This is a genomic window from Sporosarcina sp. SAFN-010, from assembly GCF_059415065.1.
This window is the reverse complement of the sequence record NZ_JBPFDS010000012.1, coordinates 24,211-40,987: the sequence shown is the minus strand read 5'-3', so window position 1 is coordinate 40,987 and position 16,777 is coordinate 24,211. Positions and strand designations below refer to the sequence as shown.

At 43.6% G+C, this 16,777-nt stretch carries 18 protein-coding genes; 13 read left to right on the top strand and 5 right to left on the bottom strand.

Going from position 1 to position 16,777, the window contains the following annotated elements:
* Positions 1-318 precede the first annotated feature (318 nt).
* From ACR65F_RS13565 to ACR65F_RS13555, 3 genes are read left to right on the top strand one after another with little or no spacing between them, the layout of a single operon-like run.
* Positions 319-675: an ArsR/SmtB family transcription factor gene (locus tag ACR65F_RS13565; RefSeq protein WP_125101486.1), complete on the top strand. Its 357-nt coding sequence runs from the start codon at positions 319-321 to the stop codon at positions 673-675.
* Positions 668-2,776, top strand: a complete 2,109-nt coding sequence (locus ACR65F_RS13560; protein WP_440504721.1) for a heavy metal translocating P-type ATPase — start codon at positions 668-670, stop codon at positions 2,774-2,776. Before ACR65F_RS13565 ends, ACR65F_RS13560 begins: the two co-directional genes overlap by 8 nt.
* A 27-nt stretch (positions 2,777-2,803) precedes the next feature.
* Positions 2,804-3,910, top strand: a complete 1,107-nt coding sequence (locus ACR65F_RS13555; RefSeq protein WP_440504720.1) for a GNAT family N-acetyltransferase — start codon at positions 2,804-2,806, stop codon at positions 3,908-3,910.
* A gap of 41 nt (positions 3,911-3,951) precedes the next feature.
* Here the strand turns inward: ACR65F_RS13555 and ACR65F_RS13550 are convergent, their stop codons facing one another.
* A complete protein-coding gene (locus tag ACR65F_RS13550) occupies positions 3,952-4,107 on the bottom strand; it encodes a lmo0937 family membrane protein (protein WP_156138007.1) in 156 nt (51 codons plus the stop codon).
* A gap of 132 nt (positions 4,108-4,239) precedes the next feature.
* Here ACR65F_RS13550 and mntR point away from each other — a divergent pair, with 132 nt between their 5' ends.
* The 5 genes from mntR (at position 4,240) to ACR65F_RS13525 (ending at position 7,434) form a co-directional block, all read left to right on the top strand.
* Complete coding sequence (gene mntR, locus ACR65F_RS13545) at positions 4,240-4,647, top strand: transcriptional regulator MntR (protein ID WP_025785473.1); 408 nt, start codon at positions 4,240-4,242, stop codon at positions 4,645-4,647.
* 37 nt (positions 4,648-4,684) lie between these two features.
* On the top strand, positions 4,685-5,545 hold the full coding sequence (locus ACR65F_RS13540; RefSeq protein WP_125101453.1) for a CvfB family protein: 861 nt from the start codon (positions 4,685-4,687) through the stop codon (positions 5,543-5,545).
* A 54-nt stretch (positions 5,546-5,599) separates the two neighbouring features.
* The gene (locus tag ACR65F_RS13535) at positions 5,600-6,484 is read left to right on the top strand and encodes a DUF1002 domain-containing protein (protein ID WP_125101454.1); all 885 of its coding nucleotides are present in this window, start codon (positions 5,600-5,602) and stop codon (positions 6,482-6,484) included.
* A 64-nt stretch (positions 6,485-6,548) separates the two neighbouring features.
* Positions 6,549-6,830: a GNAT family N-acetyltransferase gene (locus ACR65F_RS13530; RefSeq protein WP_039044577.1), complete on the top strand. Its 282-nt coding sequence runs from the start codon at positions 6,549-6,551 to the stop codon at positions 6,828-6,830.
* Between the two features lie 124 nt (positions 6,831-6,954).
* On the top strand, positions 6,955-7,434 hold the full coding sequence (locus ACR65F_RS13525; RefSeq protein ID WP_052246027.1) for a DUF4064 domain-containing protein: 480 nt from the start codon (positions 6,955-6,957) through the stop codon (positions 7,432-7,434).
* A 50-nt stretch (positions 7,435-7,484) separates the two neighbouring features.
* Here the strand turns inward: ACR65F_RS13525 and ACR65F_RS13520 are convergent, their stop codons facing one another.
* Positions 7,485-7,982, bottom strand: coding sequence for a GNAT family N-acetyltransferase (locus ACR65F_RS13520; RefSeq protein ID WP_039044576.1), 498 nt, complete (start codon positions 7,980-7,982; stop codon positions 7,485-7,487).
* Positions 7,983-8,162: 180 nt separating this feature from the next.
* Between ACR65F_RS13520 and ACR65F_RS13515 the strand changes: the two genes are divergently transcribed.
* The 3 genes from ACR65F_RS13515 to ACR65F_RS13505 all read left to right on the top strand — a co-directional run bounded on the left by ACR65F_RS13515 (position 8,163) and on the right by ACR65F_RS13505 (position 10,042).
* Positions 8,163-8,546, top strand: a complete 384-nt coding sequence (locus tag ACR65F_RS13515) for a YbyB family protein (protein ID WP_039044575.1) — start codon at positions 8,163-8,165, stop codon at positions 8,544-8,546.
* 302 nt (positions 8,547-8,848) lie between these two features.
* Positions 8,849-9,703, top strand: a complete 855-nt coding sequence (gene yidC, locus ACR65F_RS13510) for a membrane protein insertase YidC (RefSeq protein WP_052246026.1) — start codon at positions 8,849-8,851, stop codon at positions 9,701-9,703.
* 90 nt (positions 9,704-9,793) lie between these two features.
* Entirely contained in the window at positions 9,794-10,042 is a 249-nt protein-coding gene (locus ACR65F_RS13505; RefSeq protein ID WP_039044574.1) for a hypothetical protein, read from the top strand.
* 44 nt (positions 10,043-10,086) lie between these two features.
* Here ACR65F_RS13505 and ACR65F_RS13500 read toward each other — a convergent pair whose 3' ends face one another.
* Entirely contained in the window at positions 10,087-11,250 is a 1,164-nt protein-coding gene (locus ACR65F_RS13500) for an MFS transporter (protein ID WP_440504719.1), read from the bottom strand.
* Between the two features lie 180 nt (positions 11,251-11,430).
* On the opposite strand from ACR65F_RS13500, the gene ACR65F_RS13495 reads away from it, so the two are divergent.
* Both ACR65F_RS13495 and ACR65F_RS13490 read left to right on the top strand, forming a co-directional pair.
* A complete protein-coding gene (locus ACR65F_RS13495; protein ID WP_440504718.1) occupies positions 11,431-12,288 on the top strand; it encodes a M15 family metallopeptidase in 858 nt (285 codons plus the stop codon).
* A 75-nt stretch (positions 12,289-12,363) separates the two neighbouring features.
* Positions 12,364-12,741 carry a hypothetical protein gene (locus ACR65F_RS13490; RefSeq protein WP_440504717.1) on the top strand — a complete coding sequence of 126 codons (378 nt, stop codon included), beginning with the start codon at positions 12,364-12,366 and terminating at the stop codon, positions 12,739-12,741.
* Positions 12,742-12,764: 23 nt separating this feature from the next.
* Here ACR65F_RS13490 and cls read toward each other — a convergent pair whose 3' ends face one another.
* Positions 12,765-14,216, bottom strand: coding sequence for a cardiolipin synthase (gene cls, locus ACR65F_RS13485; protein WP_039044404.1), 1,452 nt, complete (start codon positions 14,214-14,216; stop codon positions 12,765-12,767).
* 151 nt (positions 14,217-14,367) lie between these two features.
* The gene (locus tag ACR65F_RS13480; protein WP_440504716.1) at positions 14,368-16,770 is read right to left on the bottom strand and encodes a heavy metal translocating P-type ATPase; all 2,403 of its coding nucleotides are present in this window, start codon (positions 16,768-16,770) and stop codon (positions 14,368-14,370) included.
* Between the last annotated feature and the right edge of the window lie 7 nt (positions 16,771-16,777).

The window sequence follows — 16,777 nt, the reverse complement described above, 5'->3', positions numbered from 1 at the left end:
TCAAAAGTGATCATAACCCCAGAATTCTGCTCATAAAACTTAAAAAATGATCATAAACACCTCGCGCCCTATCGCTCGCGGGCAACCCAATCTTCACCAGCACCCTCAATCGCGAAAAAGTGCACTTCACCAAACAAAAACCAAGATTTAATTGGTGTGCTTCGCTTTGCGAAGCCGTTTACTGCAGAAAGTTAAGAGCAAAATTGCATTTCATTCAAACCATCGTTTGATAGTAGTTGCAAATCGTCAGAATAACGCATATACTAACCTTACAATCAAACGAACATTTGAATGATGAGGAGGCGGATGAAATTGAAAATGGTAGATACGTGTGATGAACAGATTATTCACGATGCGCTTGTAGTTGAAATTCAAGAGGAATTGCCCCGCGTTGGAAATATGGTGCAACTCTTTAAAGCGCTCGCAGATGAAACGCGACTCAAAATTGCGTATTCATTAACATTGAAACAAGAGCTCTGTGTTTGTGATGTCGGTGCTATTATTGGTGCATCTAACGCGACAGCCTCTCATCACTTACGATATTTGAAAGAAAATGGATTAGCTCGCTCGGAACGAAGGGGGAAGATGGTCTATTACTCACTTGCAGATGATCACGTCTTACAACTTGTGAAAATTGCTCACGAACATACGATGGAAGGTGAAGAGAATGGCTGAAGCGAACAGGACTGAATATCGTCTCGAAAACTTAAGTTGTGCCAACTGTGCCATGAAATTCGAAAAAAACGTCAGTCGACTTCCAAATGTCGAAGTGGCTACCGTCAACTTTGGTGCGAGTAAACTGTCATTTGCAGGTGACGCAACTGTCGAAGAACTTGAATCTGCAGGTGCTTTTGACGGCATCCGTGTTGTACCAGTTTCTCAGCGTAAGCCTACCAAGAAAACACCGTTCTTCAAACGGAAAGAAAACATCGTCTCTCTAATTTCGCTCATATTCCTAGCAGCAGGTCTATTCACTTCTAGCAAATATGGAGAGACCAATACCACCGCAATCATCTTATTTGCAATTGCGATTGTGGTCGGAGGAACTTCGATGTTCATCGATGGGCTCAAAAACTTAGTACGCCTTGAATTCGATATGAACACACTCATGACAATTGCAATTATTGGTGCCGCAATCATTGGGGAATGGCGGGAAGCCGCTGTTGTCGTCCTCTTGTTTGCAATCAGCGAAGCACTCGAATCCTACTCCATGAATAAAGCTCGTCAATCCATTAGTAGCTTAGTGGACATCGCACCGCCTTCAGCAACCATTAGAAGAAATGATGAGATGTTCGAGCTGCCGACTGAAGATATTCGAATTGGAGACGTCTTAATCGTCAAGCCAGGGCAAAAAATCGCGATGGATGGAACGGTACGCTCAGGGTTCTCAACCGTGAACCAAGCTGCGATCACCGGTGAATCTGTCCCTGTCACCAAGCAAGTAGACGACACCGTTTTTGCAGGAACGCTGAACGAAGAAGGATCTCTAGAAGTAACCGTCACCAAATTAGTAGAAGACACGACAATCGCTAAAATTATTCATCTTGTTGAAGATGCGCAGGCTGAAAAAGCACCTTCGCAACAATTCATCGACAAGTTCGCGAAATACTATACACCAGCAATTATCGCCATTGCGGCGCTAACAGCTGTCATTCCTCCACTTCTCGGTGCGGATTGGCAAACTTGGATTTATCAAGGACTCGCTGTTCTGGTAGTCGGATGCCCTTGTGCGCTCGTCGTATCCACACCTGTTGCCATTGTCACAGCAATCGGGAACGCAGCACGTCAAGGCGTGCTCATTAAAGGCGGCGTCCACTTAGAAGAAATGGGGCATATCAAAACCGTTGCGTTCGATAAAACAGGGACTTTGACGAAAGGCTATCCTGAAGTTACGGATATCATCACCTCAAGTGGAGTAGAGGAAGTACATCTCCTGCGGTCAGTCGCGGCAGTGGAACGTCTCTCTCAACACCCGTTGGCAAGAGCGCTCGTTAATGCATCTGTAGCTCGCAACCTCGAAGTTGTGACAGCGGAAAACTTCCAATCCGTCACAGGTAAAGGAGCAGTTGCTGTTGTGGATGGCAAAAGTGTTTCTGTCGGAAGCCTTCGATGGATGGAAGAACTCACTGAACTTCCGGAATCAGCGAAGATCCAAGCTGCAGACATGCAGACTGAAGGGAAATCTGTGATGGGTGCTGTCATCGATGGTGCATTTGCAGGGCTCTTTGCAGTAGCAGATCCAGTTAGAGAAGAAAGCAAACTCGTTCTTGAACGATTGAAAGAAATCGGCGTAGATACTACAGTTATGCTGACAGGCGATGACCCCAAAACAGCGCAAGCGATTGCTGCTCGTCTAGGCATTGACGACGTCCGTGCTGGACTCATGCCGGAAGACAAACTCAATGCAATCCGTGAATTGAGCGAAGGCAAGAAACGTGTAGCGATGGTCGGAGATGGCATTAATGATGCACCAGCACTAGCCGCAGCATCCGTTGGAATCGCAATGGGGGGCGCAGGGACAGACGCCGCGCTTGAGACTGCAGACATCGCCTTGATGGCGGATGATCTCGAACAATTGCCATATACCGTGAAATTGAGTAGAAAAACGTTGCGTACTATCAAAGAAAACATTATGTTTGCAGTAGGACTAAAAATTGCTGCACTGCTTCTCGTCATCCCGGGCTGGCTGACGCTATGGATCGCAATCTTCGCAGATATGGGCGCAACACTGTTAGTTGTGTTGAATTCACTTCGATTAATGCGAATCCAAAAGTAAGAAGCGGTCGTTTGGAGGAACATCCTTATGCAACTTAAAGAATGGACAATGGTGGAGCAAGAACAGCTGATCCACTTCATGACAACAAATACATGGCCATTTCACATGCAAGAAAATTCGGGTCGCGAGTTGATCGAAAAAGCAATCCGAGAAGGTGGATACGAGTCAGATGAAGTCAAAACATTTTGGCTCGTCAACGACAACGGAGAAAAAGTGGGCATCGCAAAAATCCATGACTTACAAGACGATGTCCCCTTGTTCGATCTACGTATCGCTGATCGCTATCGAGGCAGAGGATATGGAGCAAGCGCACTGCGACTCATGGCAGATTATGTGTTTGGTTTGCCGGAGGGGAAAAACCGGCTGGCAGGTCACACGCGACATGACAATCTAGCGATGCGCAAGACGTTCGAACGGTCAGGCTTTGTAAAAGAAGGACATTTGAGGCAAGCATGGTTTTCTCCAGAAGAAGGCCGATATTACGATGCTATTACTTACGGAATCACGAGAGATGACTATATGGCAGGGGAGAAAACTCCAGTAGTCTGGGAAGATAACGAAAATTCGCAGACGATTCAAGGAATCCCTGATTTCCCGGACCAATTTGAATCAGAACGTTTGCTGATTCGTATGCCTTCACTAAATGATGTTTCAGACGTGAATAACGCAATTCTTCAAACTTTACCTACTCTGCGTCAGTGGATGTCGTGGGCGCATCAGCCTCAAAATCTAGCGGACACAGAACAACGGATGCGGCAGGAAATTGCAGATTTCATCACAAAAAAAGATCTCAGACTCCACTTGTTCGAAAAACAAACAGGTGACTTCATTGGCTCATCAAGATTGCATAGAATCGATTGGTCAATTCCGAAACTTGAAATTGGCTACTGGTTAGCAAATGGGTTTGAAGGAAAAGGGTATATGACAGAGGCTGTAGAACGAATTTCGGAATTTGCATTTGACGAACTAGGTGCACGCCGAGTGGAGATTCGATGCGACGAACTCAACAAAAAAAGCCGTGCCGTTGCAGAACGGGCAGGCTTTGAACTAGAAGCTGTGCTGAAAAATGATGATCGGTCGGCTGATGGCACACAGTTGAGAAACACAGTCGTATATGCAAAAATCAGCCAGTAAACGTGAAAAAGGGATGTCGGAGAAAACCGACATCCCTTTATTTAAACTGACCGTCTGCCAGAAATCATATTAAGAATAAATACGATTAATGCGATGACGAGCAAGATATGAATAAGGCCACCACCGATTTTGAAAACTAGTCCAAGCAACCAGAATGCAATTAGTGCTACAATGATAATCCAAAGTAATTTACCCATGTGTTGTTCACTCCTTTCGAGTTTGTGATTGAATTGGTTATGTTGTTTAGATACCCAGCAACAAAATGTGTTAAACACAAAAAAAATTATTTCAGGATATTAGGCTATAAAATGTTACCGGAGGTGCTTGGATTGGCAACACCGAGTATGGAAGACTACATTGAACAAATTTACTTGCAAATTGAAGCAAAAGGTCAGGCCAGAGTTTCGGACGTCGCAGAATCGCTTGCTGTCCTTCCTTCATCCGTTACGAAAATGGCGCAGCGATTGCACAAAGAAGGCTACGTCATTTATGAACGCTATAAAGATATCAGCTTAACCGTTCGGGGTCGTAATTTTGGCGAACGTCTAGTACAGCGGCATGAATTGCTAGAGCAATTTTTACGAATTATCGGAGTGAAGGAAGAAAACATATACGGAGATGTAGAAGGAATTGAACATCACCTAAGCTGGGACGCGATGGATCGAATAACAGATCTTGTACAAGCAATGAACGAAGACAAAAGCTTCGTGACTGCACTCAAACAACGTAACGAATAAGTTTACTAACAATTATTTAAGGAAATGGGAGAATAAGATGACAAATACACTTGCAGGAACAGTTCAAAAAGTTCGAGTACTGGAGCTTGAAGGCTCACGCTGGTCACTCGATTTAGATGGAACAGAATTGTATATGAACGCTTCGGAAGCACCGGAAACACTACAATCAGGAGACACTCCAGACGTTTTCCTTTTCATGAACCGACGCGGAGAACTCGCAGCATCGATGCAATTGCCGCACATGACGATGGGGACATACGGATGGGCACGGGTGTTACGGGTAGATGACAAATTTGGAGCATACGTTGATATTGGTGCAGCCTTCGAAGTACTCGTGAACAAAGCGGATCTGCCGCATGTCCGTAAGCTATGGCCAAAGATTGATGATGCGTTGTATATGACGCTTCGTACGGATCCAGCTGGAACGATTTTCGGACGTCTGGCAACGGAAGAACGCGTATTGGATGTCATCGGCGTTGCTGAACAATGGCGCATGAATGATAATTTAACCGCTCGTCCGTATCGCTTGTTGCCTGTAGGTGCTTTCTTGCTTAGCATTCCGGATAATTTCCGGATCTTCATTCACGCTAGCGAAATGGCTGCAGAACCGCGTCTAGGAGAAGAATTAGCAGTCCGAATCATCGATGTACAAGAAGACGGCACGTTAAACGGTTCTCTACTTCCGCGAAAGCAGGAACGTTTGGATGATGACGCGGAAATGATTTACGCATATTTACAAGAGACTAACGGTAAAATGCCATTTACCGATAAGTCGACACCTGAGGAAATCGAGGAAATGTTCAGCCTAAGTAAGGGCGCTTTCAAACGCGCACTCGGAAGATTGATGAAAGACGGGAAAATCGAACAGCGTGATGGATGGACGTCTCTTAAAGCGTAACGGGAACCTTTTAGTAGCAAATTTCGTATGTATTGGAAACAAGGAGGTAAGATTATGAAACGAACGCTTACTGCCAGTCTTGCATTGATGCTCTCTGTAGGGTTGCTGTTACCGAACATTGCTTCAGCGGATGCAACTATTAATGAGAAGCTAGGAGTACCCATCGTAGTTTACGGTGCCAACCTTTCCGATGACGAAAAGGCTAGTGTGAAAAAGAGTCTGAAAGTTGACGAGGAAGCTGAAGTCGAAGAAATTGAAGTGACAGGTAAAGATTTAGTTACGTATATTAAAGACGGCGATCCGAATGCACGCATGTATTCTTCAGCAAAAATCATGCGACAAGATGCAGGCAAAGGGCTTGTGATTTCAATCGTTACGCAAGATAATATAACTCAAGTCACACCAGACATGTACGCGACAGCAATGCTGACTGCAGGGATTGAAGATGCTAAAGTGGAAGTGGCTGCCCCTAAGAAAGTAACTGGGCATTCTGCATTGGTCGGTATCTATAAAGCCTATGAAGTAAGCGGAGAATCACTGGATAAGGAACGTACGGATGTAGCCAATGACGAATTGGACGTTGCAACGACGTTGTCTGAAAAAGGTGTAGACAAAGACAAAGTAGCCGTACTATTGACGGATATTAAACAGCAGATTTCTGAGAAAAACCCTGCGACTAAAGAAGACGTCGAAAAAATTGTCAAAGAACAACTAGAGAAGCACAAAATCGAGCTAAGTGATGCAGATCGTCAATTGCTAATTGACTTGATGGACCGGATTAGTAAATTAGATATAGATTTCTCGAAATTCTCACAGCAACTGGATGATATGGCTTCAAAGGTTAAAGATAAATTAGGTGAAATCGATCCTGGTTTTTGGGATAAAGTCAAAGAATTTTTCCAAGGGCTTGTGGATTCAGTGAAATCCGTGTTTCAATAACTAAGTAAGTATCGTTGAACTATCTAAATACCCGAATCATCCAATTAAAAGGGAGGCTGTTCTCATGGAATTTGAATACAAAGATCTTGGCGGAGATGCGTATGCATTTCGCAATGAGCAAGGTGGTAAAACGCTAGCTGAAATTACGTGGACACTTCTCGGAGATGTCATGGTCATGGATCACACTTTCGTTTCGGAAGAACTCCGTGGTGGAGGCGTTGCGAAAAAACTTCTAGACCGTGCAGCTGAATATGCTCGGGAAAACAACTTGAAGATGGAAGCGGTATGTTCATACGTAGTAACCGCGTTTAACCGATACGAAGAATACAACGATGTGAAAGCATAACGAAATATAAAAGCGGAACGCTGTGTTGAGGCGCTCCGCTTTTTTAAGAAGTAACCAAAAAATGAAACGTTTTGTGATTTCAGTCGTATAGTAGACTACAACTAGAAAAAGTGAGGCGATGTAAATGAATCGAACGGCAGAAAAAGTATTAGGAATCATAGGATTGGTATTTACCGTATTTGGAGTCATAGCATCCATTTTTGGTGCGGTTATATTTAATATGTTTAGCAATAATCCCGAACTCCGTACAGAAATGGAAATGGATTTCTATTCAGATCCTACAATGACGCCTGCAGATATTGATATGATTTTCAACATCTTTGATGCACTTGGTGGCTTCCTCTGGCTCGGAGTTGTATTCCTGATCATCAGTTTAGTACTTACTATTATCGGATTGATCAAAATTTGGAATAACAAAAATCCGAAACTTGCAGGAATCATGTTTATCCTTGGAGGATTAACAGGAGGTATTCTATCTCTTACTTCAATCTTACTCTATATCGCAGGTATTCTTTGCTTGACTAAGAAACCTAAAACAATGGTTCCAGATGAACAAATCATTACTGACACACCACCTGAAGATGGTGGAATGCGTCCGTTGTAAACAATAAAAAAACGTCCTGTTCGGTAGTTTCCGAATAGGACGTTTTTGAATTAGATGCATAAAGCGGATTGCCGAATCATATAAACATATTGTGCTGTTTCAACCGGAACCCCTTCAAAGTCTTCATCAAATACTTCAAGTAACTCAAACCCAAGCTTCTCGTAGAATGCTTTTGCGGGATCATTTAAATCATCTACGTATACGAATAGCTTCATAGCACCATTCAGTAGCGTCAATGCACCAGTAAATAGCTCCATCCCTATGCCTTGTCGCTGATAGTCTGGAAGGATATAAAGTGCGGTTAGCTCGGCATCTCCATCAACATCAATCCGAGTCATGTTGAAAAATCCAACAGCACGTCCGTCGCGTTCAGCGATTAAAACCTCTGTCTTTTCCATACGCTTCAATAACATAGGAGTTGAGTAAGCGCTATCGAGAAATTTTTGTTGAACAAATTCGGGTAACAGCTCTTTATACGTATCTTTCCAAGTGGCACGGGCAATGTGTTGAACGGCAGCAATATCTTCCTCAATCATTTGTCGAATCATTGCGCTTTCACCTCGTCATTCCTTTCTCTCATCATAACAAATGCAGGTATCGAAAACTAGCGATAGTCAGACTTGTCATGAAAATGAAATGTTCATTGCGTTTGGCAAAGTAGAAGTGGGGTATACTTGTTACATGGACCCATACTAAAAGTTAAGTAAAAATTTGGAGGTTTGATTTTCATGGCTAAAAAACGTAATGGTATTTTACTTGCAACAATTGCAGCTGGAGCATATGCGTATTTCAGTAAAAAAGAGAACCGTGACAAAGCACAAGTAGCTGTAAATAATTTAGTTACGAAAGTCGATTCTTTTGTTCAATCTAAAAAAGCAGACTACTCAGATCAAACTAAACGTGGCATGTCCGATCCGTACGATTTCCAGGACAATAAAATGGTGAGTGAAGGGGCTCAAACTAGCGTTCATTACTACAACCAAGTAGTTGAAGATAAAGGGAAAGGCTCTAAAGAAGATGGTCTTTATCACAAAAAAGAAGACAAAGAAATTACGGACGAGCTTGAGTCCAAAGAAGCGAAATCGGACTCTGAAAAATCGAAACAAAACTAACGAACTACTAGAACAAAACATCTGACCACGAACATCTTATCTAAATAACACGTGTTTAATCACCATATCTATTACAAAACCTGCAAAGTGTCTAAATTGTCACCAAATGCAGGTTTTTTTGTATTGTCCATATGAAATCGGTGTTTTCATGATAGGTTTCATTGTAATTGTGAACGGGAATAGGGTATACTTTTTGAAGAGACGACGAATGTTAATAATTAAAAAAATCCCGTTAGCCGATCAGCGTTTTCCTATGAAAATCCGGATTGCTAATAGTTTGAAAAATAGTGAAGGTGGATTTCGTGAAAAAAAGAATTGGATTTATAACGATGTTGGCTACAGCTGCAGTGTTGTTAAGTGGTTGTACGAGTGTTGAGGAAAAAAGAGGGACGTTCTATGGAATTTTTGTAAAACCGATGGATTGGTTGCTTCATACTCTAGGAGAAGCATTTAACGGAAGCTATGGACTCGCGATCATCGTTATCACGATGGGAATTCGCTTAATCCTAATGCCACTCATGTTAAAAAACTACAAATCACAGCAAGAAATGAAAGTGAAAATGGATGCGTTGAAACCTGAAATGGAAACGATCCAAAAACAGATGAAAACAGCAAAAGAAGCAGGCAACAAAGAAGAACAGATGAAGTTGCAACAAGAAATGATGGGTCTCTATTCTAAGCATAACGTGAATCCGTTAAACATGGGATGTCTTCCATTAGTAATTCAAATGCCAATCATCATGGGTCTGTACTTTGCGATTTTGTATGCCGATGATGTAGTGAAAAGTCATCAATTTCTCTGGTTTGAGCTAGGTAAACCCGATATGATTATGATGCTTGTTGCAGGTGCTGTGTACTTCGTTCAAGCAAGAGTTTCTCTTTGGACAATGCCAGAGCAGCAGAAAGCTCAAATGAAATTATTTGTCTATATCTCACCAATAATGATTATGTTCATCTCGTATAGAGTGGCGGCAGCTCTACCGTTGTACTGGGCTGTAGGGGGTCTGTTTATGATTTTCCAAACGTACCTTGGACGTAAATTCTACTACAAACATACTGCAGCAGAACTAGCTGTTGAAGCTGACGGTCATGTTGATGTTGAAATCGTTGATCCAGAAGATGAGAAGCATAAGAACAACAAGAAAAAAGGTAAGTAATTATAGTCTTTAAACCAGCCGGAGAGCTTACTCCGGCTTCTTTTTTAACTATAGAACATAATCCTAACTGTGAAATGGAGGAATATGCTGATGAACAGTAAATGGATTTATGGAATAGGTATTGTCTTAGCTGGCGCATTTTCACTCTATTTTATCATCAAGCTAGATTTACAAAATGCATTGATTGGCATGGTTGCGCTGTTTGCTCTCACGAATAGTGCGCGTGCAAGGCAATTCAAAAATCAAGGGATGATACGTGAGTCCCGGTGGATGCAAGGGCTCTCCATGTTATTTGCGATTGCCCTCGCAGTCATCTTATTTTTAAGATTGTTAGGATGAAAAAAGGAAATAGCATTGCGCATAGAGCGCTGCTGTTTCCTTTTTTAATACGCAAGCTTTCGTCGAGTAAAGAGAACGATAAAGATGGCAGGGATTGTACATACCGCCATTCCTAAAAAAGCGAGACCTGGAGAAATATCGTATAAATACCCTGCAGGAATCGTTAAAAAAGCTGTACTCAAGCTCATAGCAAACGCTGCATACATGCCTTGCGCAGAGGCGATCTGCTGTTTTGGAAGACGAGTGGATATATATTGGATGAATGCATAATGTGCAATACCGAAAGAAATTGCATGCAACATTTGAGTAACAACGAACACGGCTGTAATGGGAAAGAGGAATACAACGATCCAACGAACGGTTGAACCAATCGCTGCAATTAAAAACATCGTTGAAATCTTTACATTTGCTAGCATTCGATCTGAAACGCGGAAAAAAAGAATCTCGAATAACACAGCAACGTTTAAAATAACCCCAATCCAAAATCCTGAAACATTCAGGTCATCCAGGTAAATGAAACCAAAGCTATAATACGCAGCATGAGCCCCTTGGAGTAAGACAGCTAATATTGTTACGACCAGAAACCCTTTTGTTTGAAATAACGTCCTTAACTTGGTCTGAGAAACATTGGAAGAAGTGCGCTCAGGTGCCATATCAAGAACTGCTGGTGCACCTCTCATGAAAAAAAGAACCGCGACAGCAAGGCCGACAATCATTAAATACAAAATCGATTGCTCGCTCCAAATGGACGTCGCCGCACCAACGAGCAGTAAAGCGACTGTATATCCGATTGATCCAAACGAACGGCTTTTCCCATAATGGATCCGCTCAGACTGCATTAATAGAGTTGCACCACTCTCGACAGCAGGCAAAATCATAGGATAAACCGCACTGAACAAAATCGTGATTGCTGCAAGTGCCCATAATGGAGAATCAGGCAAGTAGAGAATGACGAGTAACAGTGAGAGGATCGCTAACCCTTGAACCACTCTACGTAGAGAGTGTCTATGGGTTAATAGAGGGAATACGAGAAAAGTAGTGAGCGCTCTTGCTGCCATTCCGATACCCATGATGACACTGGCTGTAGAAACAGTGAGACCTTTTTCAATGGTCAACCATCCGGTCCAATAAGGAAGGAAGATTCCCCACGTAAAGAAGAAAACAAAAAAACTGGCAGAAAGCCATCGTTGGTTAGCCAATAGAATCATCCTTCATCTAAAAAAAATCAAGCTGAAAAAGTAATCATAGCACACACTATTAAAAAGGCACAGTAGTCCTAAGATAGAAAAAATGGTAGACTATGAAATGGACTGTTTGTAATGATCCTGTAAAATACAAGAATCTGACAATAGATAGCAAGAGACAATATGAAAGAAGGCAAATTTCTTATGAAGCGAAGACAAGATAGAAGACGAACGAGCAAGAAGCGGTCTAAAGGGCTAAAAGCGACGTTACTAATTGTTGTAGCCGCTCTGGTAGGACTGATTATATGGATTGGCACCAATGATTGGAACGTTGAGAAAACGCTAGAACAAGCAGGTTTATCGAATTCTGATAGTGAAAAACCAGAAACTTCCCCTGGGACAGAAGACAAGGAAGAAGAGGATGAACAAAATTTGCCTCCTGCAGAAGTAGAGCCGGCTCCTCCCGAAGAGTCAGCAGAAAAAGGCGAGGATGACACACCTTTTGATGGAGGTTATGTGGAGGGACAGCAATTGCCAAGCGAACCGACCTATGTAAAAAACATCTTAATTGCCAACAAAAAAAATCCGCTTCCGGAAACCTTTGCACCTGGTGAAAGTAAAGAAGCTCGCGATGCATTTGAAGAAATGGCTGCGGAAGCTAAGCTTTCCAATTTTAACTTAACCGCGTTCAGCACATATCGTTCCTACGACTATCAAGTGACGCTTTACAACCGTTATGTGGATCGAGACGGAATAGAAGCGGCAGATCGCTACAGCGCAAGACCTGGTTACTCAGAACATCAAACAGGTCTGGCATTTGATATTGGTGAAGTGAACCACGAAAAGCACTGGGCATCCTCATCGTTCGGTACAACAGAGGCAGGCAGGTGGTTGCTCGCAAATGCGCATCGCTACGGTTTCATTTTGCGTTACCCTAATCACAAAGAAGATATTACAGGGTACATGCACGAAGCATGGCATTACCGATATGTTGGCAAGCCGATATCTGAACAGATCTTCAAGAAAAATATCACACTCGAAGAATACCTAGGAATAGAATGAGAAAAAGGGCTGCGCCAGCGCGGTCCTTTTTTCTATGGGGTGAGTTTCGCAGGTGCATTGAAGTTCTTAGTTTTTATGGAATCCGCTCAAGCGAGAAGGAATCCGCTCAAGCAAGAAGGAATCCGCTCAAGCGAGAAGGAATCCGCTCAAGCGAGAAGGAATCCGCTCAAGCGAGAAGGAATCCGCTCAAGCGAGAGGGAATCCGCTCAAGCGAGAGGGGATCCGCTCAAGCGAGAAGGAATCCGCTCAAGCAAGAAGGAGTCCGCTCAAGCGAGAGGGAATCCGCTCAAGCAAGAGGAAATCCGCTCAAGCAAGGAGGAATCCGCTCAAGTGAGAAGGAATCTGCTCAAGCGAGAGGGAATCCGCTCAAGCAGGAGGGAATCCGCTCAAGCAAACCACAAATCCGCTCAAGCAACCATCCAAAAAATCAAAAAACAGGATACCTCCAAATAGGAGATACCCCGATACACAATAACTTATAAAATAGGTGACAACAATCGTGAAATCGACTCTTTAATCTTAATCGTACGAGAGCGGTTCAAATACATATCGTAAGTCAACTCGGTCGATAACTGAATGTCTTGTTCAAATAGCTCAGCGAGTTCTCGCGACTTCTCGCGATCATAGATGAACGCATTGATCTCAAAGTTGAGACGGAAACTTCGCTCGTCAATATTGGCTGTACCGACAGTCGACAACTCATCATCCACAACAATCTGCTTCGCATGAATGAACCCATTTTCGTAAATGTAGACGCGTGCTCCAGCCTTCAGTAAGCTGCCGATATTCGAATATGTCGCCCAGTAGACAAACATGTGATCCGGCTTATTTGGAATCATAATTCGCACATCTACCCCAGACAAACATGCGATTCGAAGCGCGTCCAAGAAGCTAACGTCAGGAATGAAATACGGCGTTTGAATATAAATATAATCTTTGGCGATGAAGATCATCTTTAAATAGCCGTCCTTGATTTGTTCCCATTCTGCATCCGGTCCGCTTGAAACGATTTGCATCCCGACAGACCCTTTACGTGGTATGACAGGGAAGTAGCGATCGTTGTACTGAACTTCACTCGATGCCAATGCCTGATTCCAATCCAAAAGGAACCGGGTTTGCAACGGATGTACTGCGCTTCCTTCGATGCGTAAGTGAGTATCTCGCCAATAGCCGAACTTCTTGCTCATTCCGAGATACTCATCGCCTACGTTGAATCCGCCGACATAACCAATACGACCATCTACAACCACGATTTTTCGGTGATTACGATAATTCAAACGTGGGTTGATGAGCGGCATTATAGCAGGGAAGAACGCTGCAGCTTCTCCACCAGCTTCTGTTAGTTCCTTCAAATGTTTGACGTGCAAACCCCGCGATCCGATATCGTCAAAGAGCACACGAACTTTTACGCCGGACTTCGCTTTTCTCACAAGAACTTCCATAATCCTACTACCGAGTTTGTCGAGTCTCATAATGTAATACTGGAAATGAATGTGATCCTTTGCACTTTCCAAATCCTCAATAAGCGCTTCAAACTTTGCAGCGCCATCATTAAAGATTTCCACATCGTTATCTTGTGTTAGCACCGCATGATTATTTCTTAAATGTAAATAAATCATATCGTGGTAATGTGCGGTATCGTCGAGCTGGAATTCGAAGGTTTCGTCTTCAATCGCTTCCATTTGGTAGTCGATTAAGGTTTCGATACCGATACGATCTCGACCCGACCAGCGAAATAAGTGTCGCTTCCGCAACTGTCTTCCAAGCAGTAGGTAAATAATGAATCCGAAGAGAGGGATGAAAAATAGAACAAGGAGCCAAGCCCATGTAGCTGCAGCATCACGTCGTTCTAAAAAGATAAGAACTCCCGCAAGCAGGACGTTTAAAATAAGTGTTGCAATCGTAAGAAAGGTGATAATTCCTGCCATTGTATGCCGCCTTTCTGGAAATGTATTGTATTTCTATAGTATACATGAACATAGGAATTTGTCTCTGAAAACCAAAGCCGCTTGCAACACCATAAAAAAACTGAAAGAAATGATAATCGCTCATTTCTTTCAGCCCTAAACGATATCAAGATTACGAACGCAGCTTCACGCGTTGCAACCGAAGCGCATTCAATACAACTGACACGGAACTAAACGCCATTGCAGCGCCAGCTACCCAAGGGGCGAGCAATCCAGCAGCTGCAATCGGAATGCCAATCGAATTGTATGCAAGTGCCCAAAACAAATTCTGTTTAATGTTACGAACAGTCAATCGGCTCATCGTAAGTGTGTCTGGAACCCGTAACAAATCACCATGCATCAGCGTGACGTCGGCGGCTTCCATGGCAACCGCAGTTCCGGTGCCCATAGCCAACCCAATATCGGCAACAGCTAGTGCGGGTGCGTCATTAATCCCGTCACCCGCCATCGCGACACGTTTTCCTTCAGCTTGTAATTCCAAAATCGTTTGTGCTTTTTGGTCAGGTAACACACCCGCAATCACCCGGTCAATTCCGACAGTTGCTGCAATCGACTTCGCAGTCCGTTCCTGATCACCTGTCAGCATAATGACTTCCATCCCGAGTGCATGCAATTCTTTCACAGCTTGAGCAGAAGATTCTTTCACCGTATCCGCAACAGCAATCACACCAACATGCTCGCCATCCGCTGCCATATACATCACTGTCTTGCCATCGTTCTCAAGGGAAGCCGTGTCTGCAATGCCATCATCGAACGAAACGCCGAAGCGCTCCAATAATTTCTGGTTACCGAGCAATACTTCAATGCCGTCTATCTTACAGTGGATTCCGTGACCAGGAATGGATTCGAATTCTTCAACTGTTGGAATCCGCTCCTCGTTTTCCTGTCCGAAAGCTGTAATTGCTCGAGCGACAGGGTGTTCAGAATCACTTTCCGCTGCCGATGCAAGTGCTATTAACGATTCCCTTTTAGATGAATCTGAAACACAGAAATCTGTCACTTCAGGTGTCCCTTTAGTAATCGTACCTGTTTTATCGAACACGATTGTATCAATCGATTTTGTCTGCTCCATAGCTTCTGCAGTTTTGAACAATATCCCATGCTCAGCGGCACGACCGGACCCCGCCATGATTGACGTCGGAGTTGCAAGCCCTAGTGCACATGGACAGGCAATTACTAATACAGCAATCGTGCTCGTTAGCGCCTCGGCGAAATCACCAGGTGTTACAACGAAGTACCAGATTAGAAAAGTTACGACAGAGATTCCGACTACTACTGGAACGAACACGCCGGAGATTTTATCAGCTAACCGCTGTATTGGTGCTTTCGATCCTTGTGCTTCTTCAACCACTCGAATGATTCCAGAGAGCATCGTATCTTTTCCAATGTTTTTCGCGCGAACCCGCAAGGAACCATTCGCATTGACAGTCGCAGCATACAGCAGATCGCCCGATACTTTATCAACAGGTAGACTTTCGCCGGTCAACATCGATTCATCTACCGCAGAAGAACCTGACAGCACTTCTGCATCTACCGGAACTGAAGCACCAGGACGAATCACGAGCACATCACCAACTTGCACATCGGAAATCGGGATTTCTGAAGCGACACCATCACGCTCGACAACTGCCATAGTTGGCTGCAGTCCCATGAGCTTTTTAATGGCGTCAGATGAATGCCCTTTGGCGCGTGCTTCAAACAGCTTTCCTAGTAAAATCAGCGTAATCAGGACTGCGCTTGTTTCAAAATATAGGCCATGATTCGAGCCAGTCAGAACGAGGAACACTGAATAGAAATATGCTGCTGACGTTCCAAGAACGACGAGAACGTCCATATTGGCACTTCCGTTTCGAAGTGCAGAGAATGCCCCTTTATAAAACGTCCAACCAATCCAAAACTGAACTGGTGTCGCAAGTATCCACTGGAAATAAGGATTCATAAACAAGTCTGGTACATACATCCAACTAGTAAAAGAGAAATGGGCAAACATTGTCCATAACAGCGGCAGAGAAAGTGCGGCAGAAATTACGAACATCCTCGTTTTTTTCCGGATTTCAGTTTTTCTAGGGTCTTCTTCAGTCACAGTGTCTCCATCTTTGACAGAAGCACCATAACCCACCTTTTCTATTTTCCCGATAATCTCTTCTACTGAAAGTGCAGTTGGGTCATACGTAACGCGACCTGTCTCCAGTGCTAAGTTCACATTGACACTATAAACACCTGGCATTTTTGAAAGTACTTTTTCAATCCGTGCAGAACACGCTGCACATGTCATACCTGTCAGCTGTAGATCGACTTGTCGTTCGGTCACTTCATAGCCGAGGGACTGGATCTTAGCGCGGATGGCTGGCAAATCGGCAACATCCGAATCCACCGTAACTGCGGCTTTTTCTGTTGCGAAATTGACAGCGACTTCTTGCACGCCGTCCATCCGAGTAAGACCTTTCTCAATCCGATTTGCACAAGCTGCACATGTCATCCCGGTGATTGGGACATCCATTCGTTTCTCATTCATCTCATAC